Raw genomic sequence first — 19188 nt, forward strand, 5'->3', positions numbered from 1 at the left:
GACCGTCATCCGGTGAGATCACCCGACCCTCACATCGTTCTGAGAGAGAATGCAGACGGGGGAGCGATTCACCGGCGACCGTCCGCCGAAGGATCCGCGCGAAGCAGGGCCCTGCCTCGCGCCGGCGCCCCACGTAAGTAGCGAGCGGGACATCATGTTTCTCCCGCATGTATTTGCAGGTCATCGACAAGTAACGGTGTCATCATCGCGTGACGCGTCGTCTCGCCAGTCGGCAGTTTCGTCACGCAAAAAGGCGACGCCTCGGCGGGGCTGGACCGGCCGAGGCGAGCTGCGACGTCTGCTCCGGCCCGAGCCGGCTCGGGCCGCCCGTTTCCGGAAGGACCCGGAGGCGGCTCCACGATCCGCCCCCCCCACCCGATCACGGCCCGGGCGGGGGCGGCGTCGATCGCCTCAGTTCGTCTGGTCGTCGTCCGCGTCGGGGTTGAAGTTGCGCGGACCCTGGGCGGCGGCGGTCATCGCGGCGGTCGGCGCGCCGGTCCCGTCGCGCTTGTAGATGTCGTCGCGGAACTGCACGAGGCCGTCCGGCGTCGACCACGCCGTGATGTAGGTCCAGTAGACCGGAATCGGCGCCACCGGCTTGGCGTCGACGCGCTGGCCGCCCTGGATGATCGCCTCGATCGTGTCCGGGTTGCCGTTGGGCGTCCCCTGCAGGATCCAGGCGACGTAGTCGCGCACGTTCTGCACGCGCACGCAGCCCGACGACACGAAGCGGAAGTCGTCGCCGAAGATGCCCTTGGCGGGCGTGTCGTGCATGTACACGCCGTAGGGGTTCGGGATGTTGATCCGCACGAAGCCCATCGAGTTGAGGTCGACGCCGGGATCCTGGCGGAACCGATAGTGGGTCGCCTCGTCGGAGTGCCAGTTCACCTGGCTGGGCTGGATCTCGCGATCGCCGTTGAAGATCCGGATCCTGTTGTCGGTGAGGTAGTTCGGCTCCTTCTGCATCTTCGGGATCAAGTCCTTCTTGATGATCGAAGCCGGGACGGTCCAGTAGGGGTTGAAGTTCACCTCCTGGATCTTGGCGTTCATGATCGGCGACTGACGATCGATCTTGCCGACGCCGGCGGCGTGGCGGGTCGCAACGTGGTCGCCCTCGACGGTCTCGACGAGCGCCGCCGGCAGGTTGACGATGACGTAGCGCTCGCCGAGGTTGCCGGAGTAGGAGCGCAGCCGCACGGCGTTGAGTTCGAGCTGCCGCAGCCGCACGTCCGCCGGCACGTTCATGGCCTGGACGGTCGTGATGTTCATGGCGCCGGTCTGGTTCAGGCCGTGACGGGCCTGGAACCGGCGGACGCCGGCCTCGACGTAGGAATCGTAGACCGGCGAGGACCCGGCGGCCGGGTCGAGGTCCCCGGAGACGATCAGGCGCTGGCGCAGGGCGGCGACCGCCGGGCTCCGGACGCCGACGCGCAGGCGCTCGGCGCCGGCGACGGGCTGCCAGCCGCCGCGGGCGACGATGTCGCGGTAGCGCTCGACCATCTGCTCGGTGGCGGCGAGCGTCTGGGGCGACAGGATCGGGGTATTGGAGCGCTGCACCCGCATGGTGGAGGCGGAGTCGTAGTTCTGCGCCCATTCGGCCTGGGCGAGACTCCTCTCCTCGGACCGGGCCGGGAGGGCGGCGGCGGTCAGCAGCGCCAAGCCGAGCGAACCGCCGATGGAAGCGCGTGTCAGCATGGATCGTAAGCTCGTGAACCTGTGGGGGAGGGCGGTTCGGATCGGGCGATCGTTGCCGCTCGACCGGACCGTGTCGGGCTGCGGTTAAGTCTCCATGAGGAGCGGGCCAGATTGTGGCGGTGCGGCATTGCCCGATCGTTCACGATGGACTGCGTCCCTGGGGCAACAGGCTGACGCAGCGATCACGATCCTGCGACCGCCTCGCCGGTGGCGCCGAGGCCTGCGGCGCGCTACAGGAGCATCATGGTGACGGCGCGGCAGCAGCATCTCGGGTGGCGCCTCAGGGCCGCCGTCGGCGTGCTCGCCCTGTACGGGCTCGTGCTCCAGGCCCTGCTCGCCGGAATGGTGCCGGGGGCCTCCGCGCCGGGCTTGCTCTGCGGCGTGCACGCCCCGGAGCGCAGCGACCCCGCGCCGCCCGCACCCCATCCCTGCTGCGCCGCCTCCTGCCCGGGATCGGCCTCGTCGGTTCCACCGGGCGCGGTGCCCGTCCTCCGGCCGCGCCCGGACCCCGTTCCCGTCGCCTGGACGACTCCGGTTGCGCCCGCGTCCCACCCGGTGAGGGCGCATCCGGCGACCGCCCGGGGGCCACCGCCCGTGTGAGCCACGACGGGCGGCCGGATGGCCGCCCCCGATCCCTCACGCGAAAGAACCCTCATCCATGTCGTGCCTTCTCCGCGGCGGCTTGTCCGTCCTACTCGTCGCCGCCTCCGTGCCCGCCCTCGCCCACGCCGTCCTGGAGCGACGGCAAGCCAGCCCCAACCAGCCCTACCGGGCCGTCGTCCAGATCGGCCACGGCTGCAACGGCAAGCCGACCACCCGCGTCACCGTGACGGTGCCGGAGGGCGTCGTCGGCGCCAAGCCGATGCCCAAGCCCGGCTGGACGCTCAGCACCGTGACCGGCCCCTATGCCCGCGCCTATCCGCATTATCACGGTGAGATCCGGGAGGGCGTGAAGGAGATCACCTGGAGCGGCGGCAGCCTGCCCGACGACCAGTTCGACGAGTTCACCTTTCAGGCGCGGATCTCCGACGCGTTCAAGCCGGGCGACACGGTCTACTTCCCGATCCGCCAGGACTGCAGCGAAGGCAGCTACGCCTGGACGCAGATCCCCGCCGCCGGGCAGGACGCGCACGCGCTGGAGACACCGGCCCCGGGGGTTCGGATCGTCGCCACGCCGGGGCAGGCCGCCGCGGCGCCCCCGATCAAGGCCGGGGACCTCACCATCGAGGGGCCCTGGCTGCGCGCGACGCCGGGCGGCGCCAAGGTGGCGGGCGGCTACCTGCGGGTGACCAATACCGGTAGCGCGCCGGACCGGCTGGTCGGCGCCTCGATCCCGCTCGCGGCCCGCGGCGAGGTCCACGAGATGTCGACGGCGAACGGCGTGATGCGGATGGCACCCGTCGAGGGCGGACTCGCGATCAAGCCCGGCGAGACGGTGGAGCTGAAGCCGGGTGGCTACCACCTGATGTTCATGGACCTGAGCGCCCCGGTCCGGGCGGGCGAGCCGGTCTCCGGCACGCTCACCTTCGAACGGGCCGGGACCGTACCGGTGAGCTTCCAGGTCGGAGCCATCGGGGCATCCGGTCCGGGCGGGCACGAGCACCAGCACTGAAGGGCGCGCGTCCGCCTGCCGCCGACGGGGGAACGGGGCGCCGCGCTCCCGGCCGCATGGCCCAAACAGGGCGCGCGCCGGTGGCGTCCCGATCCAGGGATCGAGCCGCCGGCCGGGGTCACCGATGCGAGGTCGCGGTTACCCTGATGATCCTCGCGCCGCCGCCGGCCTCGCCAAGGCCGGCTGTGTCCGCTCGCGCACGACATCCGATTGATCGCTTGCCGTTGCCGGCCCGACTCAGGCGCGGTCCAACATGCTCAGATCGAGGCCTCTCCCGCGCAGACCGTCGTGGAGCCGCTTCCCCTCGACGCTGTCCCGGCAGATCGCCTCGGAGAGGGTGCGGGCCGCCGCACGCTCGATCGACGTGACATCCTGTTTGTCCGCGACATCCTGTACGAAGTTGATCAGGAACTGAATTTCATCCGGGCGCTGACCGATGAGCTGAATCCCGTTCGCGCCAAACATCTCTGTCATCGTCGTGCGAATACCTTGCGAAAACAGATAATTGAACAACAGCATCGGGCCCCAGCCCGGCCGCACAAAATCTCCAAAGTTGCAATCGCCATGATCCAGGATCTGATCCCAGATCTGCGAAAGATGAAGCATCGTCTCGCCCCGTCCTGCGATCGCGAAATCGCCGAACGCAAACGTTGATGTAAATGAAGATATCATAAAGTTTTTATCGATACACTTATCTAAAGCGTCCTCAATGACGAAACTGCTGATCTCAAGATCCGGTCTGATCCAAACGACCAGATCATAACAACGAATATCTGATTGAGTTTGCAGAAATTCAAAAACCCGCTTCATTTTGTAGAACATTTTATATTGATTCTGTAGAGATCGGTCGTTGATACGACCGAGATAGGCGCTTTCAAACTCTGACTCGCTCTCGATGCGGCAAATCGAGTTTGCGTAATAGCTTTCGATGCATTCGGCTTCGAGAGGTGCCTGTTGCTTAAGGAACGCGGCTGCGCGGGGATAAGCTTGGCTAAAGTCCTCGTTCGACATACTGTTCGGGATATGTGCGGCGAATGCGGGAGGGAGTGCGCGGTGAAGTCTCGCTCCGTGCGCTCCGACGGCATTGCCGGAACTATCCCAGGTATGGACGAAGACGTCGCAATCGTACTTGTCCGTGATGTGCCTCCTGATGGCTCGGGAAGCCGTCGTGTAGCCTCTCATCTGGCCGGAGATGCACAAGGCGATCCGGATGTCCGATTTCGACGGCCGCGCCGCGATCGCGGACGGGCGTGTTCTCTGCCGCCTCTCCTGACGCATCGCGCCCGCGAGGTGTTGCTTCACGGCGGGACAGGGTTTGACCGCGCTCGACTCTGCCGAAACGATCATACGATAAACGGCTTTCAATGATGCGCCCGGTATCGAGGACACCGCCGAGGCGAACATCAGTTGTAGTATTTGGTCGAAATGATAGTATTGCAACTTGCTGCCGAGTTGATCGATGATCTCCTCATATCTTAGATCGTCGAACATCTGTTTATAATACACGAAAGCAAGCTCGGCGCTGTCGGGAAAAGCGCGGATGGAATTCATGGCGAAATATCGTTCGCGCTTGGCCGAGACCTCGTTCAGCGGTGGTTGCGCCATCAGCTTCCGGACGTCCTCGTCGTCCGGAAAGCGCCTGTGGAGATCCCAGCATCCGGCGTCCGACGCCCGGATGTCGGTCGCCATGAGGGCCCAAACGTGCCGGATCTCATCCTGAATGGTGAGGTCGTCACCGACGCGCCCCAGGCGGTAACGCGCCAAAGCCTCTTCGAACGCTTGTTCCTCATAGTCGACGCAGGCAATCAGCAGCTCTTTTCTGTCCGTTTCGAGCGCAGAGTGTTGCAGGAACGATCGCGCCGACTCGAAATCTCTGAGCGCGATCAGGGAATCAACCGCGAGATCGGCGGCCCAGGGATGATTGTCTTCGCTCGCGAGGGCGGAAAGTTTCTTCACAGCATCTTCCAGTCGCCCAAGCTTCAGAAGTACGTTTGCGCTTACCTCTTTAGCGTACACGCTATCAGTACTGATCTCATCGCATCTCTTCAATAATTCAATCGAGGAAGTCAGATTACCGGATCGTGAGAGGCATGCTGAAAGCAGTGACAGAATCTCTATATCATCTTGGTAACTATTATAAAGATAAAATAGCTCCGATACTGCTTCATTCCACCGACAATTCCGCATATAAAAATTGACGAACGCAATATTTATCGACCGGTGATCCGAGGCCAAACGCGAGAGATGCTGTAAAGTTTTCGCCGCGGAGTCGATCTCGCCGCGCGCAAGTTCAGAGTAAAAGCTGTTCAGATGACTCTGAATCTTAGCGTCCATTGGTTTCCCCGATGCCTCTGGGCGGTGCGCGAAAGTGGATGGAGCGCCGACCGTCTCATACCGGCGGCCCAGGATGCTGACGCATGGATTCGGTCTCGGGCAGGCCCGAGCTCGACCGGACCGTTGAGCATCTCGAATTTTCGAGGCCAAGCCCGACGTTCTGGAACCTGGGCACGGCGAAGATTCGAGTGCGGAACGACCGGTCAGCGGACATGACCGCTGGTGTCACGGGATCGATGCCCGAAAACGCCTTGGGTCGGGTCCGGCACCGAGAAGGTCGAGCATCCACGTCCCCACCGTGACCCTAACGTAACTGGATCTTTAGGAGAAAACCAGCGCCAGATCAACTGGACTGCGCAATCAAAGGTTGAGTTTAGTATCGGAATGTAAAAATATCAAAAATGCGTCCGGAAATCTTCGCGCAGGGCAATGCATTCGCGACAGATCTGCTCGGCAGGCGCCGTTCACGCTCGCTGATTTTGCACACGCCGCGCGTGCCGAAGAATGATCCTTGCTGCACGGTGATTCGCCCGGCGCGGGATGCGGTGCGCGTTGCGTTCCCGCGCATCCTGTTGCGACAGAGTGGCCGGTTTGCCGGCGTCCGTGGCCGAGGGGGCGGGAAGGCGCAGCAGCCGAGCGGCCCGCGCGCTCGCGCAAGCGCCCCACCTCGCCTCGCGGCTGGCCGATTCTCGACGGCGCGGCGACAGGCGCCGCTCTGCGTCGCGCTCCCCGATCGTCGGGGCACTGCCCGGGTCGCGCCGCGTCGGCCTGAGCGCCCGCCTGGATCCGCGATCGGCGTCGCGGAGCCGCCGCGAGCGCGGGCGCCCGATCGGGAGGCCTCGCTGCAGGCTCAGTCCACCCACTCGCCCCGGCGCATCACCGGCGCGGCGGTGCCGTCGGGCGCGATTCCGTCCACGTCCATGTCGGCCGAGCCGATCATCCAGTCGATGTGGATGAGACTGCGATTCGCGCCCCGGGCGGCGAGGTCCTCCTCCGAGAGACCGGCGCCGCCGTTGCGGAAGCACTTGCTGTAGGCTTGGCCGAGCGCGATGTGGCTCGCCGCGTTCTCGTCGTAGAGCGTGTTGAAGAACAGGAGCCCCGAGGCCGAGATCGGCGAGGAGGCCGGCACCAGCGCGACCTCGCCGAGGCGCCGCGCACCCTCGTCCGTGTCGAGCACCCGGGCGAGAACGTCGCCGCCCCGCCGGGCGCTCGCCTGTACGATGCGGCCCGCCTCGAAGCGCACCGCGATGTCCTCGATCAGGGTGCCCTGGTAGGAGAGGGGCTTCGTCGCCGCCACGTGCCCCTCCACCCGCAGGCGATGGGGCGTCGTGAAGACCTCCTCGGTCGGGATGTTGGCGTTGCAGACGATGCCGGTCTTGGAGGCCGAGGCGCCGCCGCACCACTCGTGGTCGTCGGCGAGGCCGACGGTGAGGTCGGTGCCGAGGCCGCGGAAGCGCAGGGCCGCGAAGCGCCGGGCATTGAGCTGCTCCGTGCGCCGGGCGAGCGCCGCGTTGTGCGAGGCCCAGGCCCCGACCGGATCGTCGCCGTCAACCCGCGAGGCCGCGAAGATCGCGTCCCAGAGGCGGGCCACCGCCTCCTCCTCGGGCAGGCCGGGGAAGACCGCGCGGGCCCAGGCCGGGGTCGCCGCGGAGACGATCGTCCAGTTGGTGGCGAAGGTGGCGATCAGCTCCAGGGCGGGCTGGTAGGCGCGCGAGCGGGCGCGGTTGGCGCGCGCCACCTTCTCGGGGTCCTGGCCCGAGAGGAGCGCCGGGTCGTCGCCCACGATGGCGAGCCGCGCGGCGCCGCCGCGATAGGCGCTCGCCATGCCCTCGTAGAGCCAGCCCGAGGCGCGGTCGAAGGCGTCGTCCGGCGCCAGGGCGAAACGGGCGAGGGTGGCCTCGTCGTCCCCGTAGAGCGTGGTCACCAGCGAGGCCCCCGCCCGGTAAGCTTCCGCCGTGATGCGCCGGGCGAGGCCGATCGCCTCGATCGGCGCCGTCATCAGCAGTTCCTGGCCCGGCCGCAGCCCGAGCCCGACCCGCACCGCCACCTCGGCGAGCCGGTCGAGGCGGGCATCCGCCGCGGAACGCGTCGGAACGTGAACGGTCATCGGCTCAACCTCGTCGAAGGGATCCCGCGGCCAGATTAGCCCTCAGGCCGCGCGCGTCCAGGCGATGCCGCCCAGATCCTCCCGGAAGGCGAAGCGGGCGAGGTGCTCGGCGACGACCGCCTCCAGGCGCGCCAGCGCCTCCGCGTCCGGGGCGCTCACCCGCAGGGTCAGACCGTCGGGATCGGCCTCGAAGACCGCCTCGCGGCCCTCGCCGAACGGCACCACGCCGCGCTCCGGCGAGAATGCCGTCTCGGGGAAGCGGTGGCTCCAGTGCTTGCACAGCTGCGTCAGGTAGCGGCTGCCCTGGGCGGTCCCGACGCGGGCCTGCGCGGTCAGCGTCACGGGCTTGCTCATGCGCCTCGCGCCTCCCGCAGCGCCGCCCAGATGGCGCGGGGCGTCGCCGGCATGTTGATGTGGGTGACGCCGCGCGGCCGCAGGGCGTCGACGAGGGCGTTCATCACCGAGGGCAGCGAGCCGGCGCAGCCCGCCTCGCCGCAGCCCTTGGCGCCGAGTGGGTTGGTGCGCGCCGGGACCGGGTGGCTCTCGAAGCTCATCACCGGCGCGTCGGAGGCCCGGGGGAGGCAGTAATCCATGAAGGAGCCGGTCACGAGCTGGCCCTGCTCGTCGTAGGCGGTGCGCTCCATCAGGGCCTGGCCGATGCCCTGGACCACGCCGCCGTGGATCTGGCCTTCCACGAGCAGCGGGTTCACCACCGTGCCGAAATCGTTGACCGTGGTGTAGCGCACCACGGCGGCGATTCCGGTCTCGGGGTCGACCTCGACCTCGGCGACGTGGCAGCCGTTCGGGAAGGCCGAGGGCGAGGCCTCGTGCACGTGGGCGACGTCCAGGCTCTTGGGCGCCTCCGGGTCGGGCAGGCCCGCCCGCACCTTGGCGGCGAGGTCGAGGAGGCCGATGCCGCGGTCGGTGCCCGCGATCACGAAGCGGCCGTCCTCGAAGGCGATGTCGGCGGGGCCGGCCTCCAGCACGGCGGCGGCGGCCTGCTTGCCCTTCTCGATCACCAGCGCGCTCGCCTCGACGATCGCCGCGCCGCTCGCCATCAGCGACTTCGAGCCGCCGGTGCCGCCGCCCGCGATGAGTTGGTCGCTGTCGCCCTGGAGGAGCCGCACCTTGTCGATGGGGATGCCGAGGCGGTCGTGCAGCACCTGCGCGAAGGGCGTGGCGTGGCCCTGGCCGTAATCGAGGGTGCCGGTGACGATCGTCACGGTGCCGTCCGCCTCGAAGCGGATGCCGCCCATCTCGTTGGTCGGCGGGGCGGTGATCTCAAGGTAATCGCCGATGCCGATGCCGCGCAGCAGGCCCTTCGCCTCGCTCTCGGCGCGGCGGGCCGGGAACCCGTCCCAATCGGCGGCCGCGAGCGCCCGGTCGAGGACCGCCGGGAAGTCGCCGCTGTCGTAGGTCATGCCGGAGGGGGCCGCGTAGGGCATCTCCTCGGGGCGGATGTGGTTGAGGCGGCGCAGCGCCACCCGGTCTCGCCCGGTCTCGGCGGCGGCGGTGTCGATCAGGCGCTCGATGAAGTAGTTGCCCTCGGGCCGCCCCGCACCCCGATAGGCGCCGATCGGCGTGGTGTTGGTGTAGAGGCAGGCCACCGCCACGTCGAAGACCGGCGTGCGGTAGACGCCCACCATGTTGCGGGCGATGTTCACGGTCTGGAACAGCGGCGAGAGCGGGTTGAGGTAGCCGCCCATATTCGCCTGGCCGTTCACCCGGAAGGCGAGGAAGCGCCCCTCCGCGTCGAGGGCGAGCTCGGCCGTCACCGTGACGTCGCGGCCGTGATGGTCGGACAGGAAGCTCTCGGAGCGCTGGTCGGTCCACTTCACCGGGCGGCCCAGCACCTTGGCGGCGTGCAGGAGCGGCAGGTATTCGGGGTAGACCGGCGCCTTCATGCCGAAGGAGCCGCCGACATTGCCGGTGACGACCCGGACCTTGTCGCGCGCGACCTTCAGCACCCCGTCCGCGAGGTTGTTGCGCAGGCCGAACACGCCCTGCGAGCCGACATGGAGCGTGTAGCGCCCGTCCTCCGGCGCGTAGACGCCGATCGCGGAGCGCGGCTCCATCGGGTTGATGACGAGGCGGTTGTTGACGAGGTCGAGGCGCGCCACGTGCGCGGCCTTCGCGAAGGCGGCCTCCGTGGCGGGGCGGTCGCCGAGCCGGAAGTCGAGGGCGAGGTTGCCGGGCGCCTCGTCGTGGAGGAGGGGAGCGCCCTCGGCCGCCGCCTGCTCGGGATCGGTCACCACCGGCAGGTCCTCGATGTCGAGGACCACCGCCTCGGCGGCGTCGCGGGCCTGCGCGAGGGTCTCGGCCACCACGAGCGCCACCAGCTCGCCCGCGTAGCGCACCCGGTCGGTGGCGAGCGAGGGCTGCGGCGGCTTGCGCATGGGCGTACCGTCCGGGTTGGTGAAGGGCATGGCGTTGCCGATGCGGCCGTAGCCGTCGAGATCCGCGGCCGTGAACACGCCGAGCACGCCCGGCATGGCGCGGGCCGCGTCGGCGTCGATGCCGGTCAGCCGGCCATGGGCGACGGGGCTGCGCACGAAGGCGGCGTAGGCCTGCCCGTCGATCGCGATGTCGTCCGTGTAGCGGCCCTCGCCGCGCACCAGCACGGGATCCTCCGCCCGCGGGACCGGCTGGCCGATTCCGAATTTCTGGGGGGCTGCGAAGTCGCGCGCGTCGGGACGGGCATTCATGCGGAGCTCTCCGGAGGATTCTCCCCCAGCTAGCAAGTTCGATCAGTCATGCAAGGCCGTGCGGAGCGGGGCAGCCCGGCCGTGGGGGCACGGCTCGCGGCGCGCCGTGGGCCGGGAACGAGGCCGCCTCCTCCTTGCTGTCGGTGGCGAAGCGTTCGACCACTGGTGAGGCCCTTTACCGCGCTGACGACCTCATCGCCGATGGCCTCATTGCGATGCTGTTCGACTGGTCGATGATCACTGCCGCAGTCTCTGCGATCGACCCTTCGGGCCGGCACGTCGCCCTGATGCTTCGCGACTTCGTTGATGTCCGGCAGAGGAACGCGCTATTCGGTACGCCGCGGATTGCCGAATAGAGCAAACGCTTCCGCGGTCCGAGCCACGACACTCACTGAACGATGCTTTGGAAAACTGGAGCGGGCGAAGGGATTCGAACCCTCGACCCCAACCTTGGCAAGGTTGTGCTCTACCCCTGAGCTACACCCGCTCACGTCGTACCGGCGCCGGGCTATCGCCGCCGACGGCCGCGATAAACACCATCGCGCCCGGAAGCGCAAGGACCCCGACCACGCCTCCGGCCGAGGTTCGGGCGGAGCTCGACCGGGCGGCCGACGGTCTGCCGATAAGGATAGATGGACGCGATGCCGGCTCAAAACGGGTCGAAGCCGCGATGGCCTAGTAAGGCCCGCGGCAACAATCCGGCACATGAGAGAGAAATGGAGCGGGCGAAGGGATTCGAACCCTCGACCCCAACCTTGGCAAGGTTGTGCTCTACCCCTGAGCTACACCCGCTCACATCTTGCCGGCGCTGGGCATGGGCCGCCGCGGCGCCGCCGATGGCCGCGATAAACACCATCGCGGCCGGGAGCGCAAGGGGTGCGGCAGCGCTTTTTTCGCGCCGGCTACCAGTGGGAGGCCGGCGGCAGCCCGCCGGTGATCTCGGCGATCCGTGCCCGCGTCGCCGGGGTCGTCCCGTCGGGGAGGGACTCCACCGGGAAGAACCCCGACGCGGCGATCTCCCGGTCGGGACGCTTCTCGCCGCGCACCGCGAAAGCCCGCGCCACGTAAAGGGCGACGTGGTCGCGCCGGGAGATCCGGCCGTTGAAGTAGAAGCCGTGCAGGCGGGCGGAACCGGGATCGATCTCGACCTCGGCCTCCTCGCGGAACTCGCGCGCGAGGGCGTCCAGGGCGGTCTCGCCCGGCTCGACGCCGCCGCCCGGCAGGTGCCAGCCCTCCATGTAGGTGTGCCGGACGAGGCAGACCCGGCCCTGCGGATCGATCGCAGCCCCGCGCACGCCGAGCGTGATGCCCCGCGAGACGCGCCACACGAGGTGGGCGCCGCGCAGGAGCAGGGACTGGGTGCGCGTCGGCATGCGCCTCAGACGACCGCGAGGCGCAGGCTGGCGACGCCCTCGACCGCCGCCTCCAGGGTCTGGCCCCGCCCCACGGGGCCGACGCCCTCGGGCGTGCCCGCGAAGATCACGTCGCCGGGCTCCAGGGCGAAGTAGGCGGACAGGTAGGCGATCTGCTCGGCGACCGACCAGATCATGTCGGAGAGGTCGCCCGACTGCTTCACGGTGCCGTCCACCGAGAGCGTGATCGCCCCGCGCGACGGGTGCCCGATGACCGAGGCCGGCCGCAGGAGGCCGACCGGGCCCGAGAGATCGGCCGCCTTGCCGAGTTCCCAGGGCCGGCGCAGGCCCTTGGCCTCGTCCTGCAGGTCGCGGCGGGTCATGTCGAGGCCGACCGTGTAGCCGTAGACGTGGTCCAGCGCCGATTCGACCGGGATGTCGCGCCCGCCGCGGCCGAGCGCCACGACCAGCTCCACCTCGTAATGGTAGTTGGCGGTCTTGGGCGGGTAGGGGTGCTCCGCGGCCTCGCCCTCCGGGACGATCTGGAGCGCGTCGGCGGGCTTCATGAAGAAGAAGGGCGGCTCCCGGGTCGGATCCGCCCCCATCTCGCGGGCATGCGCCGCGTAGTTGCGGCCGACGCAGTAGACGCGCCGCACCGGGAAGAGGTCGTCCGTCCCCTGGATCGGGAGGGCCGTGCGCGGAGGATTGGGAATCACGGAGAGCATGGGCCTGGTCTCGAGGAAGGCGGGGCCGCGGCTTCAGAAGACCGGCCCGAACCGCTATCTAGAGGGGGTCCCCGCGCGACGCCATCCTGGCGGCTCAACCCCTGGCCGACATGTCACATTTCCCACACGCCGCCCTCCTCGACGCGCTCACCGGGCGCCTCGGCGCCGCCCACGTCCTCACCGCGCCGGAGGCGATGGCGCCGCATCTCGGCGAGACCCGCGGCCTCTACCGCGGCACCGCCCTCGCGGTGGTGCGGCCGGCGGACACGGAGGAGGTCGCCTTCGCGGTGCGCGCCTGCGCCGAGGCCCGGGTGCCGGTGGTGGCCCATGGCGGCAATACCGGCCTCGTCGGCGGCGGCGTCCCGGACGGCGGCGTCGTGATCGCGCTGGCCCGTCTCGACCGGGTGCGGGCGCTCGACCCGGAGGACGCGACCATCACGGTCGAGGCGGGCTGCATCCTCGCCGACGTCCAGGCGGCGGCGGAGCGGGCCGGGATGCTGTTTCCCCTGTCGCTCGCCTCGGAGGGCTCCTGCCGGATCGGCGGCAACCTCTCGACCAATGCGGGCGGCACCGCGGTGCTGGCCTACGGCAATGCCCGCGACCTCGTCCTCGGCCTGGAAGTGGTGCTGGCGGACGGGCGGGTCTGGAACGGGCTCACGGCCCTGCGCAAGGACAATTCCGGGTACGACCTCAAGCACCTCTTCGTCGGGTCGGAGGGCACGCTCGGCATCATCACGGCGGCGGTGCTGAAGCTGCACCCGCGCCCCGCCTCGGTGGCGACCGCCTTCGTGGGGCTCGCCTCAGCGCGGGCGGCGCTCCCCCTGTTCACCCGGCTGCGGGCGCGGGCGGGCCACCGCCTCACCGCCTTCGAGATGATGCCGCGCTTCGGGCTGGAGATCGTGCTGCGGCACGCGCCCGGCGCCGTGCGGCCGCTGGCCGGTGATCACCCGGCCTACGCCCTGGTCGAGATCGCGTCGGAGGGCGCCGACGCGGAGGCGGTGCTGGAGGACCTCCTCGCCGCCGCCCTGGAGGAGGGGATGGCCGAGGACGCCACCCTCGCCCGCAGCGTGGCGCAGGCCCGCGCCCTGTGGCAGCTCCGCGAGAGCCTGTCGGAGGTGCAGCGGCGGGAGGGGGCCTCGATCAAGCACGACGTCTCGGTGCCGCTCTCGCGGGTGCCCGACTTCCTGGAGCGGGCGGGCGCGGCCTGCGAGGCGGAGCTCCCGGGCGTGCGGGTCTGCGCCTTCGGCCATCTCGGCGACGGCAACATCCACTTCAACCTCAGCCAGCCCGTGGGGATGGAGGCGGCGGCCTTCCTGGCCCTGTGGCCCCGCTTCAACCGCGTCGTGCACGACATCGTCCACGCCATGGGCGGCTCGATCGCGGCCGAGCACGGCGTCGGGCGGCTCAAGCGCGACGAGTTGCTGCGCTACAAGGACCCGGTCTCCCTCGACCTGATGCGCCGCCTGAAGAGCGCCCTCGATCCGGATGGGATCCTCAACCCCGGCAAGGTGGTTCCCGGGAGGCCAGCCGCGGGCGGGGACTGAGAGCGGTGGCCTCGCGCGCCGTGATCCTGCAACCGTGGTGCGCAGCCGTTTTGCATCTGCGAAGAAGCCGGCCGCTTTTTCGGGCGCTCCGGCAGGCCGTATGGGTGCCCGGCGGCGCGCCGCGGCCTCTCCTGTCGGAGCGTGTAGAAGCGGCCCCGTTCCGGCCTGACTCCGTATCCGGACCATCGTGCATGCGTTGCCGCCGATCCCCCGCGCATGCGCCATAATGTAGCGGCGACTCCGCCTGCGACCTGGACTGCCGGAAAGCTGCACGGCGCGGTGATGATGGCACCCCGCTGCTGAACCGTCTCTCCGGCGATGCCGCTAACACTCTGGCCGGCCATAATCTCCGGGATGAGCGCGGGCCGCCCGCGCGAGAGGGCCGGCCAAGGACGGCGCGCGGGACCAGGCGCGCCGGGGTGGGTGTTGCTGCGCTGCAGCAGGAGAGCCACGACCGGAATCCCGCGGCCCGGCTTGGCACACAAATCGCTCCGCCGCTGTTTCGTACGGCGGGCTTTCGTCCGGCCCGGAAGCCGCCGGTCGCGTGACCGCGGAGTGGCCGGTGGAGGTGGAATGGCCGATTACCTCACGGTGGCGCTGATCTGCGCCAAGACCCTCGCGGGACCCGACTGCTCCCGCGACACCGCGCTCGACGTGGTCGTCGCCCCCGCACCCTCGGCGGTGACCTGCATGATGCAGGGGCAGACGATCGCCGCCCATAGCGGCCTCGTGGACCGGGAGACCAATTACCTGAAGGTGTCCTGCGAGCATCGCCGGACGGCCTCGCTCGCCCCGAGCGACACGCTGGCCTCGCGGTCCCCCTGATCTCCGCGCGCGTCGCTCAGGGCAGCGCGCCGATCAGCGTCTTCGCCTCGGTCATGGTGTTCTCGCAGGCATCGGCCTGACCGGCCTTGTCCTGCCCGCGCGCCTTCGCGATCAGCGATCGCGCCTGCGCGATCTTCTGAGGATCGGGCTTCGCCGCAGGATCGCTCGGCTGCCCGCCGGGCGGCTTCGACAACGCTCGCGGCGACCCTGTCTCCGTGCCGGTGCCACCGGTGACGGAGGCGGCTCCCGTGCTGTCCAACCGCCGCTCGATCGTCGCGATCTGCTCGGCGCAGGGCGTCGCCAGGGCCTGGCCGGACGCAGCGGCGACTATGACGCTCGCCACGGCGATGGTGATGCGCATCCGGGACCCTCCTGTCAAGGCGCGAAGCGGCCGTCAGGAGCGCGGCTCCGCTGAGGCCCGAGGCCAACCTCCGGGCGGGCGCGAAGTTCGCTGGCGCGACAAAGTGTTAGGGCGACGCGGCGGTGACCGGGCAGGGGTCACGATCGTGTGATGCGGAGGGGGTCGGACGTGCCGCGGGTCGCGCGACCGGCGCACGCTCGCAAGACCGACTCCGCGAGGGGGACCCGGCCTGGAACCGGGCCGCGGCTCACGCCGCCCGGACGCGCAGAACCTCGGCGCCGTTGCCCATCGTGCGGGCGTAGAGCGCGCTGTAGCTCAGCGCCGCCTTGTCCCAGCCGAAGCTGCGGTTCATGGCGGTGCGGCGCATCGTGTTGAGGTGGCGCTTCGACGCGAAGGTGTCGAAGGCGCGGCGGACGGCGCCGGTGAGGCCCCGCAGGCTCGCCTCGCCGAACAGGAAGCCGGTGACCCCGTCCTCCACCGTGTCGGCGAGCCCGCCGACCGCGCGGGCGATCGGCAGCGAGCCGAAACGCTGCGCGTACATCTGGGCGAGGCCGCACGGCTCGAAGCGCGAGGGCATCAGCAGGAAGTCGCTGCCCGCGAACATCCGGTGGGCGTCGGTCTCGTCGAAGCCGATCCGCACCCCCACCGCCCCGGGATGGCGCCGGGCAAGGTCGAGGAAGGCGCTCTCGAAGCGCGGCTCGCCCTGGCCGGTGACCACGAGCTGGCCGCCCTCGGAGACGATCGATTCGGCCGCCGCGAGGGTCAGGTCGACCCCCTTCTGGTGCACCAACCGCGACACGATCGCGAAGAGCGGCCCGCGCGACACGCCGAGGCCGAAGCGCTGGCGCACCGCGTCCGCGTTGGCGCGCTTGCCCTTCCAGTCATCCGCCTCGAAGGCGGTGGCGAGGTGCGGGTCGGTGCGCGGGTCCCAGATCTCGTCGATGCCGTTGAGGATGCCCGCCAGCCGGCCCTGGCCGGCCCGGGTGCGCAGGAGTCCGTCGAGGCCGCAGCCGAATTCCGGCGAGGTGATCTCCCGCGCGTAGGTCTCGCTCACCGTCGTGACGTGCGAGGCGTAGAACAGGCCCGCCTTGAGGAAGGAGAGCTTGCCGTAGAACTCGACCCCGTCGATCTGGAAGGCGCCCTCGGGCACGCCGAGCCGGGCGAGGTTCTCGCGCGGGAACACGCCCTGATAGGCGAGGTTGTGCACCGTCAGGATGCTCGGAACCCGCAGGCCCTGCCAGGCGAGATAGGCGGGCGCCAGCGCCGTCTGCCAGTCGTTGAGGTGGAGGAGATCCGCCCGCCAGTCCGGATCGACGCCCTTGGCGAGTTCCACCGCCGCGAGGCTGAGCCGGGCGAAGCGCAGGTCGTTGTCGACGAAGTCGCCGCCCTTGTCGCCGTAGGGCGAGCCGGGACGGTCGTAGAGGTCGGCGTTCAGAAGCACGTAGACCGGCAGGCCGTCGCCGGTCTCGACCAGGCCCAGGGCCGAATCCGGCAGTCCGTCCCGCCCGGGGATCTGCGCCACCACGGGAATGTCGGCGTAGCGGTCGACGACCTGCCGGTAGCCCGGGATCAGGATGCGGACATCGTAGTGCTGGCGCAGCGCCCGCGGCAGGGCGGCCGCCACCTCACCGAGGCCGCCGGTCTTCAGGAAATCCGCCATCTCCGGCGTCGCGAACAGGATCCGCTGCCGGAGGGAGCCCCGCGCGATGGCGGAGCGGGAGGAGAGAGGCGGCGGCGGCACGGCGGCGGCAGAGGAGACGGAGCGCAGGCACGCCGAGCCGATCATCGAGAAAGCCCCCGCGCCGCGGGCCGCAAGAGTGCTGGCGGACGTCGCCACGGCGCACATATCTGGCCGGCAACGCACAGCCGCGCTTCCGGTTCCGCCGCATTGCACAATAACGTGATGATGCACAAAATCAATGAAAATCGCCGGAACCCGAGCGAAAAAACAAGCATTCGGGCTGGAACGCCCCAGCTTCCGGTGCTTCCGGCGACGTCTGGCGAAAGTTAAACTAGGCCGCTTCCGGCCGCGGGTCGTCGCGCAGCAGGACCAGGGCCTCGTCTCCCGCAAGTGCGAGATGGCCGTCGCGGGGCCGCTCGCCGATCCGGCTGCCCGAACTCGACAGCAGCACGCGCCACGAATCGGAGGCCGGCACCGCGACGTGGCAAGACTCGTGCCCGAAATTGAGGATGATTCGCAGGACCGTGTCGCCGTGCTGGCGCTCGTAGGTGAGGACGTCGCGCGCGACCGACACCGCGCGGTAGGCGCCGATGCTCAGGGCCGCGTGCTCGCGGCGAAGCGCCAGCAGGCGGCGGTAGAGGGTGAGGATGGAGTTCGGATCGTCGCGCAGCACCTCGACGTTGCGCCGTCCGGCCTCCGGGTCGAGGGGCAGCCAGGGCTCCGCGGTGGAGAACCCGGCCTGCTCGCCGCCGTCCCACTGCATCGGCGTGCGCTCCGGGTCGCGGCCGCGGCCCGGCTCGTTGTGCTCCCAGGGATCGCGGACGCGCCCGGGCGGGATCGGCACCGCCGCGAGGCCGATCTCGTCCCCGTAGTAGAGGGTCGGAGTCCCGCGCAGGGTGAGCAGGAGGACGGCGGCCACCCGTGCCTGTGCCGCCCCGATCCGGGCGGCGATGCGCGGCTGGTCGTGGTTGCCGAGCACCCAGTTCGGCCAGCCGCCCGGGGGCAGCGCCGCCTCGTACTCCGCCACCAGCGCGGCCACCGCCTCGGCCCGCCAGGGGGTCTGGATCAGCTGGAAGTTGAAGGGCAGGTGCGCGCCCGACAGGTCGACCCCGTAATAGGCCATCAGCCGTTCCATCGGCAGGTAGATCTCGCCGATCAGCACCCGCTCGTCGTAGCCGTCGAGGACGGCCCGCATCTCGGCGATCACCTCCATGACCTCGGGCTGGTCGGCGGAGTGGAGGGGGGTGAGACTGTTGATCTCGGCGTCCCCCGGCAGGTAGTCCGGGTTGGACGGGTTGTCCCGCAGGGCCTCGTCCTTGATCAGGTGCCAGATGACGTCGACCCGGAATCCGTCGACGCCGCGGTCGAGCCAGAAGCGCAGCACGTCGAGCATCGCCCGGCGCACCTCCGGGTTGCGCCAGTTGAGGTCCGGCTGCTCCCGCAGGAAGGCGTGGTAGTAGAACTGCCCGGTGGCGGGATCGAGCGTCCAGGCCGGCCCGCCGAAATTGCTCACCCAGTTGTTGGGTGGGGAGCCGTCCGGCTTCGGGTCGCGCCAGATGTACCAGTCGCGCTTCGGATTGTCGCGCGAGGCGCGGCTCTCCTGGAACCACGGATGCGCGATCGAGCTGTGGTTCGGCACGAAGTCCATGATCACCCGCAGGCGGCGGCGGTGCGCCTCGGCCACCAGCGCATCGAAATCGGCGAGCGTGCCGAAGAGCGGGTCGATGTCGCAGTAATCCGAGACGTCGTAGCCGTAATCGGCCATGGGCGATCGGCAGACGGGCGACAGCCAGAGCGCGTCGACGCCGAGCCAGGCCAGGTAGTCGAGGCGGCCGGTGATGCCCTTGAGGTCGCCGATCCCGTCGCCGTTCGAATCCTGGAAGGAGCGCGGGTAGACCTGGTAGACGGTGCCGGACTTCCACCAGAGTTCACCGGGCATCGCTCGGCTCCATGCGCGTGTCGTTCAGGGACGGGGTGGAAGCGAGCGGCCGGGCCCGGGGAGGACCCGCGGCCCCAAGCCCGAGAAACCGGGACCGGGGCGGTTGTTCCCGCGCGGGCTCAGCCTAGCGGCCGGCCGTGACGGTTCGCCGACGCCCGCGGCACCGCGCGCGGGACCCGGCCGGTGCGGAACCGCACCGCCCGGCCCGCGTTCGACGCCCGAGGATGCTGCGGTGACGCTGCGGGATAGCCCTCTCGCCCTCATTCAGGGCGCCTTCATCCCGCCGCGGCCATAGTCGCGTCCGAGTT

General features: G+C 69.7%; 15 protein-coding genes and 2 tRNA genes. 5 read left to right on the forward strand and 12 right to left on the reverse strand.

What is annotated here, in order from left to right; genetic code table 11:
* Positions 1–411: 411 nt before the first annotated feature.
* Positions 412–1695 carry a L,D-transpeptidase family protein gene (locus tag ACW9J6_RS24235; protein ID WP_457119004.1) on the reverse strand — a complete coding sequence of 428 codons (1284 nt, stop codon included), beginning with the start codon at positions 1693–1695 and terminating at the stop codon, positions 412–414.
* A gap of 243 nt (positions 1696–1938) precedes the next feature.
* On the opposite strand from ACW9J6_RS24235, the gene ACW9J6_RS24240 reads away from it, so the two are divergent.
* Both ACW9J6_RS24240 and ACW9J6_RS24245 read left to right on the forward strand, forming a co-directional pair.
* Positions 1939–2295 carry a hypothetical protein gene (locus tag ACW9J6_RS24240; RefSeq protein WP_457119005.1) on the forward strand — a complete coding sequence of 119 codons (357 nt, stop codon included), beginning with the start codon at positions 1939–1941 and terminating at the stop codon, positions 2293–2295.
* Positions 2296–2353: 58 nt separating this feature from the next.
* Positions 2354–3307, forward strand: coding sequence for a DUF1775 domain-containing protein (locus ACW9J6_RS24245; protein ID WP_457119006.1), 954 nt, complete (start codon positions 2354–2356; stop codon positions 3305–3307).
* 237 nt (positions 3308–3544) lie between these two features.
* On the opposite strand, the gene ACW9J6_RS24250 is transcribed toward ACW9J6_RS24245, so the two are convergent.
* The 4 genes from ACW9J6_RS24250 to ACW9J6_RS24265 form a co-directional block, all read right to left on the reverse strand.
* Positions 3545–5641, reverse strand: coding sequence for a hypothetical protein (locus tag ACW9J6_RS24250; protein ID WP_457119007.1), 2097 nt, complete (start codon positions 5639–5641; stop codon positions 3545–3547).
* 850 nt (positions 5642–6491) lie between these two features.
* On the reverse strand, positions 6492–7748 hold the full coding sequence (locus ACW9J6_RS24255; protein WP_457119008.1) for an aminopeptidase: 1257 nt from the start codon (positions 7746–7748) through the stop codon (positions 6492–6494).
* A 42-nt stretch (positions 7749–7790) separates the two neighbouring features.
* Complete coding sequence (locus tag ACW9J6_RS24260; RefSeq protein WP_457119009.1) at positions 7791–8102, reverse strand: DUF2218 domain-containing protein; 312 nt, start codon at positions 8100–8102, stop codon at positions 7791–7793.
* The gene (locus tag ACW9J6_RS24265; protein ID WP_457119010.1) at positions 8099–10453 is read right to left on the reverse strand and encodes a xanthine dehydrogenase family protein molybdopterin-binding subunit; all 2355 of its coding nucleotides are present in this window, start codon (positions 10451–10453) and stop codon (positions 8099–8101) included. The genes ACW9J6_RS24260 and ACW9J6_RS24265 overlap by 4 nt, the downstream gene beginning before the upstream one ends.
* Before the next feature lie 134 nt (positions 10454–10587).
* Here ACW9J6_RS24265 and ACW9J6_RS24270 point away from each other — a divergent pair, with 134 nt between their 5' ends.
* A complete protein-coding gene (locus ACW9J6_RS24270) occupies positions 10588–10809 on the forward strand; it encodes a hypothetical protein (protein ID WP_457119011.1) in 222 nt (73 codons plus the stop codon).
* Positions 10810–10865: 56 nt separating this feature from the next.
* Here the strand turns inward: ACW9J6_RS24270 and ACW9J6_RS24275 are convergent.
* From ACW9J6_RS24275 to ACW9J6_RS24290, 4 genes are all read right to left on the reverse strand, one after another.
* Positions 10866–10940 (reverse strand) — tRNA-Gly (locus ACW9J6_RS24275).
* A 230-nt stretch (positions 10941–11170) separates the two neighbouring features.
* Positions 11171–11245 (reverse strand) — tRNA-Gly (locus ACW9J6_RS24280).
* Positions 11246–11355: 110 nt separating this feature from the next.
* Positions 11356–11826, reverse strand: coding sequence for an NUDIX domain-containing protein (locus ACW9J6_RS24285; protein ID WP_457119012.1), 471 nt, complete (start codon positions 11824–11826; stop codon positions 11356–11358).
* Positions 11827–11831: 5 nt separating this feature from the next.
* Positions 11832–12530: a fumarylacetoacetate hydrolase family protein gene (locus tag ACW9J6_RS24290; RefSeq protein ID WP_457119013.1), complete on the reverse strand. Its 699-nt coding sequence runs from the start codon at positions 12528–12530 to the stop codon at positions 11832–11834.
* A gap of 110 nt (positions 12531–12640) precedes the next feature.
* Between ACW9J6_RS24290 and ACW9J6_RS24295 the strand changes: the two genes are divergently transcribed.
* Both ACW9J6_RS24295 and ACW9J6_RS24300 read left to right on the forward strand, forming a co-directional pair.
* A complete protein-coding gene (locus ACW9J6_RS24295) occupies positions 12641–14074 on the forward strand; it encodes an FAD-binding oxidoreductase (RefSeq protein WP_457119014.1) in 1434 nt (477 codons plus the stop codon).
* 573 nt (positions 14075–14647) lie between these two features.
* Complete coding sequence (locus tag ACW9J6_RS24300; RefSeq protein ID WP_457119015.1) at positions 14648–14899, forward strand: hypothetical protein; 252 nt, start codon at positions 14648–14650, stop codon at positions 14897–14899.
* A 16-nt stretch (positions 14900–14915) separates the two neighbouring features.
* Here ACW9J6_RS24300 and ACW9J6_RS24305 read toward each other — a convergent pair whose 3' ends face one another.
* The 3 genes from ACW9J6_RS24305 to ACW9J6_RS24315 form a co-directional block, all read right to left on the reverse strand.
* Complete coding sequence (locus tag ACW9J6_RS24305) at positions 14916–15260, reverse strand: hypothetical protein (protein WP_457119016.1); 345 nt, start codon at positions 15258–15260, stop codon at positions 14916–14918.
* Positions 15261–15507: 247 nt separating this feature from the next.
* Positions 15508–17046, reverse strand: coding sequence for a glycogen synthase GlgA (glgA, locus tag ACW9J6_RS24310; protein WP_457119035.1), 1539 nt, complete (start codon positions 17044–17046; stop codon positions 15508–15510).
* A gap of 226 nt (positions 17047–17272) precedes the next feature.
* Positions 17273–18880, reverse strand: a complete 1608-nt coding sequence (locus ACW9J6_RS24315) for an alpha-amylase family glycosyl hydrolase (protein WP_457119017.1) — start codon at positions 18878–18880, stop codon at positions 17273–17275.
* Positions 18881–19188 lie beyond the last annotated feature (308 nt).

Source organism: Methylobacterium sp. JK268 (genome assembly GCF_054052225.1).